General features: G+C 40.5%; 2 protein-coding genes and 2 pseudogenes. 2 read left to right on the top strand and 2 right to left on the bottom strand.

What is annotated here, in order from left to right; translation table 11 throughout:
- Positions 1-318: 318 nt before the first annotated feature.
- A pseudogene (locus tag QZ938_RS32800) lies at positions 319-544 on the top strand (ISKra4 family transposase); the annotation flags it as partial.
- Here QZ938_RS32800 and QZ938_RS32805 read toward each other — a convergent pair.
- Positions 541-2,244: a helix-turn-helix domain-containing protein gene (locus QZ938_RS32805; RefSeq protein WP_293356509.1), complete on the bottom strand. Its 1,704-nt coding sequence runs from the start codon at positions 2,242-2,244 to the stop codon at positions 541-543. The pseudogene QZ938_RS32800 and the gene QZ938_RS32805 sit on opposite strands and share 4 nt — an antisense overlap.
- Positions 2,245-2,476: 232 nt before the next feature.
- On the opposite strand from QZ938_RS32805, the gene QZ938_RS32810 reads away from it, so the two are divergent.
- Positions 2,477-2,707, top strand: coding sequence for a hypothetical protein (locus tag QZ938_RS32810; protein ID WP_293365686.1), 231 nt, complete (start codon positions 2,477-2,479; stop codon positions 2,705-2,707).
- Positions 2,708-2,782: 75 nt separating this feature from the next.
- Here the strand turns inward: QZ938_RS32810 and QZ938_RS32815 are convergent.
- Positions 2,783-3,844 (bottom strand): annotated as a pseudogene (locus QZ938_RS32815) (ISKra4 family transposase).
- Positions 3,845-4,010: the final 166 nt, after the last annotated feature.

The raw sequence follows: 4,010 nt of genomic DNA on the forward strand, positions 1-4,010 counted from the left end.
GAAAATCCCCCGGTTGGGAAAAAGGAAGGGTACGTACCAAGGCACCGTGCTATCCGACTGTCAAAAAACGGGTTTCTCGGCGCAAAAAGTCTTCAAGATTAGCTATTTAATCTTCTACTTTTTGAGCTTTTGAGCAACAGGTTGCCTTCGTATTCAAAGGTGGCTACTTTTAGATGCGCTCATTTTTTAGTCTAAACTACAGTAAAGTAGGAGGTTCGCTCAAACGACTGAGGAGAGCGCTTTCACAAACTGTGGGAAGGGTCAACATTAGAAGCTATAGCCGAATTTGTAGGAGTTACGAGTAAAGGGAGTGAAAAGTTCCAGAAATATCTGCTAAAACATCAATCAAGAATCCCAGATTACCAAAATTATCTTTATTCAGGGCATTGACATTGGTTCGGGAGCTGTAGAGTCTTTAATAAAACAGATTGGAGCAAGAATTAAGATTGTAGGTGCACAGTGGAACGAAAAAAATGTGCCTCAAATTTTAAGACTGAGATGTGCATATTTAAATAACCAGATCAAACTCGGTACTTCTGCTTAGTTAAAAAGTGGGATGCTCCCCAGCCAACCGCTGGTCTTCGCTGCATTTTGACCATCACCATTGCGCTGCTTAAATCCAGTCTCATCTACTCCGACCGTTGGTGAATGCTGGATGTAACTTTGAGCCTCTGTCACCGCATCACCCAGGGCTTCACTTACTTCTATCCGTAAACGATTAATAGTGCCGATGGACATTTCAATCCCGAACACTGCTTGCATTAGTTGCTGAATTTGGCGGTAGGATTGTCGGTACTGACTGCTCAAGAGACCTACATACGCTGTTACTCTTGCTCCATATCCACCTCCTCTAATTATTTCAGGCATGGATGCTGCATGATTTTTTTTGCCACAGCAATTACAGGTGACTGGATGAAACTGATGTTCTGTGATGATTGGCTGTACTGGTGGAATTTCTACTATTTGATGTCTATAGTCGGCTGGCTGATTGCCTACTTGCTCTATTTTGGCTCCACATCCACTACATTCCTGCGGGTAATGATGGATTACCTCTTGGCACATTTCTTCTGGATATAGCTTCCGTTGAGATCCGATATGTCCTAATTGCCCACCCCGTTTTTTTCCGGTGGACTCCTTCCGATTAGGCTTAAACCCTTGCGGATTCTTTGATGGTGGCTGTGACGAGTTAGCTGATGTTCTGGCTACCTGTTCTTTGAGTAGTTCATTTTCGGTTCTCAGTTGCGCCATTTCTGCCTCAAGCTTATCTGTCCTACGAACTAATTCGTAAATTAGTTCGAGGATGCTTTGAGGCGCAAGTGCCCAGTCACTAGGGCTGATTGCTGCTATTAGTTCCGGCACAGTCTTTTCCATGTCCCCTACTCTATCATATTCGAGCCATCGGGAGCTACCCCCCCCCTGAACTTCTACCAAAAATCTAGGGTTTTCGACTCTTTCCCCATTGGATAAATAAACGTAGTTAGTAATTCCCAAATCAATACCAAGGCTGTTGTCTTCGGTCGGTTGAATTTCTGTAACCGTTACTGGAACCATTTTATCTTCGAGTGTCAGGGAGATATACCATCCATCCACTTCTTTGATAACCGTTCCAGTCTTGACCTTGAATCCCGTGGGTATTGACCTATGAAATACCATCGGCACTTGACCTATTTTTGCCAGGTAAATACAAATCCTACCTTGCTCGTCCTTGATAATATTTAGGTTATCAATCTGCGGATAGGTGAAAGACTTGTAGTAATGAAAGCCTTTGAATCTAGGCTTTCCTCTACGATTGCCATCCTTGTCAGGGGTGGTAAAATTTGAGAAAGAAGTTTCCACTCTGTTGACTACATTTTGTAGAACTTGAGAGTCCAAACTCTTGTACTCAGGAAATAGTTTTTTGGTGTTTTTTAAGTCAGCTAACTGTACAGTTTGCCATTGCACGTAACCACAGACAATATTAGAAAATTCGTCACTCTTTTGGGTGATAGGATTACCTGCCTTATCCTTCTTTCTGCCATCTCTAATTTGTGTTATGGTCACAGGAATATTCTTATAAATTTCCTCTACCCGAACTATGGAAGTATTCAGGGAACAAGCATTGATAGGTGTTCTGGTAGCTTCCCACCATCTGAACCGTTCACTCAATCGGTAATTATACTGCCGTCTGCAAAGTTCCAGATGAGTAGATATTGTTGCTGCTTGGGACTTGGTTGGCTTGAGTTTGTATTTGTAAGTTAGCTGCATAAATTTCTGTTTTACGACCTTTTTCAAATATAATAGATGTATTCCTAAAATGCAACACTTACCCAAAAATATACGAAAAATAATTTCATCTTAAATGCTGCGTCGGTTTTCGACCTTAACGATGAATAAAAACTGTCAGACTTGTGGTTCAACCGATATTTATCGCATCCATCCACACAGCTTAAATATTTGCTGCGATAATTGTAATTACAGATGGCAAGCAAAGCAAGTTTTGGCTCCAATTCTTCGGGATAATTTCTGGCTCAGCACACCTTTAAAAAGGTTTCATTATCTCGAAGTGTGGCGTTCGTCAACTAATCCCCACCAGTTTGGTTATCGGCTGGCTTACGGTGGTTCGCTATACGGTGATTTAAAGGATGAATTCGATACGCCAGAATTAGCTTTAGAAGCTGGAATCAATGATACCAAAGGATTGCTAACGCCCGCCGTTCGACCAATTTAATATACAGTGCCACGCACTCATCCAAGGAAGTATCAACCATGATGCGATCGGGAGCATCCCGGTTTTGAAAAAGCCTCAAATAGCCAACAGATCGTTAAGGTAAGCACAACGAAGTTTTAGCATCTTGTTATGACATTTTTTTGCAACCATTGAGCTCCCGAAATTTTCAACCTTCTATTTGTTTGACTGTCGATTCGACCGCTCCCGAGCCAATGGAACAAATCTTTTTTTCTGATAATTGCTCATAGTTAACAATTCGATAGCGATGCTTTTCTAGATACTTGCAAAACTTTTTGGCGTTTTTTTTGCGAGAATTTTTAAATAAATTTAGGGTGGATTCTACCTGGCCTTCCCACAAAAATTTCTTGGCTTTCGCTAGAGATTTCAACGACCCTCCCACTTTATATAAATTTTATATTAAATGATACCAATCTAATATTTCTCGTCGGTTTTTACCAGGATTTAACTGGCTTATAATATTCCATATTCCATCATGCCCATCACCCAAACAAGTTAATATATCGGCTAATGGCTGATGGTTTATATAGTTAATTAACTCTTCATTCTCTTGATAAAAAGCCCCATGATAACTTTCATGTAATCGCACTGCTTTGTAATCTTGCCAATGAGAGCCTTCGCCCAACTTCCCTCTGAGACGGACTTTCCCTCCATCTATGCTTGTTTCTTTCACATAGATTTTGGCATGAGGTTCTGACCATTCTTGTTTTTCTACCAATCGGTGTAAACAAGTATGTCCTATCTTTACTCCTGTTTGAGCTTCCATTTCACAGGGCAGCTTTTTCGTAGGAAAGATTAGCTATTTGACGCAAACAGCATTTTTCAAATAATGGAGATAATCGAGTAGATTTCTTGACCTCTAATTTTTCTGCCTGTTTTTCAGTAATTCTTAGTTCACCAATACAGCTTTTTACTGTGCGCGGTCGTCCTTGCTCTGTTCCTGTTGCTTGTTTGATAAAAAAAACCGATTTGTGGGCCCACTGTTTCCAGCCATTGTTGCCTGAGATGTTTTTCAATATTTTCCAGACTGGTCAGTTCACTTGAGGGTGTATTCTTATACAAAATTTTAGCAATTTCTGCCGTAAAGAATTCCAACTGCTCTAGTTCTTCAGGGGTCATGGCTCTTTTTCTCGACTTTTTTTGACGCTTTTATTGATTTTAGGAATGAAAATTTAATAACATAAGCAAGTTATAATAAACAAATGAGTGACGACTGCCAAGGATGTAACATTTCATTTTGGTCGTCAAAACTCATCCTTATTCGATGTTCACCTTCTTGGTTTCA

It is taken from the genome of Microcoleus sp. CAWBG27 (genome assembly GCF_020883145.1).
Lineage (GTDB): Bacteria > Cyanobacteriota > Cyanobacteriia > Cyanobacteriales > Microcoleaceae > Microcoleus.

What these genes read in the sequence shown, in the direction of transcription:
- QZ938_RS32805 (WP_293356509.1), bottom strand. Translation starts at nt 2,244, where the DNA reads ATGCAGCTAACTTACAAATACAAACTCAAGCCAACCAAGTCCCAAGCA.